This is a genomic window from Pantoea sp. GbtcB22 (assembly GCF_019091025.1).
GTDB classification, from domain to species: domain Bacteria; phylum Pseudomonadota; class Gammaproteobacteria; order Enterobacterales; family Enterobacteriaceae; genus Pantoea; species Pantoea leporis.
This window is the reverse complement of record NZ_JAGXKB010000087.1, coordinates 1-294: the sequence shown is the minus strand read 5'-3', so window position 1 is coordinate 294 and position 294 is coordinate 1. Positions and strand designations below refer to the sequence as shown.

Below are 294 nucleotides of genomic sequence, written 5' to 3'. Positions count from 1 at the left end.
TTTACGAATATCCATGAGTGTGGTTCCGTACTCTGTTTAATTGGAATGTGACAGGCGTCTTACTGCCGTTTGTAAAGCCCACGCGTATCCATCAGCGCCAAGTCCACAGATGTCGCCGGCAGATACATCGGAAAGATAGGAGTGATGTCGGAACGGTTCGCGTGCATGCACGTTCGAGAGATGCACCTCAATTAAAGGAATGCTAACCGCCAACAGGGCATCTCGCAGTGCAACGCTGGTATGCGTGAACGCAGCAGGATTGATGATGATGTAGTCCTCGTTGCCGCGGGCTTC

At 51.7% G+C, this 294-nt stretch carries 1 protein-coding gene; it reads right to left on the bottom strand.

The window, feature by feature from the left end; translation table 11 throughout:
- Positions 1 to 36: 36 nt before the first annotated feature.
- The coding region (locus KVT28_RS24865; protein ID WP_217550804.1) for a type II 3-dehydroquinate dehydratase at positions 37 to 294 on the bottom strand (258 nt) is incomplete at its 5' end.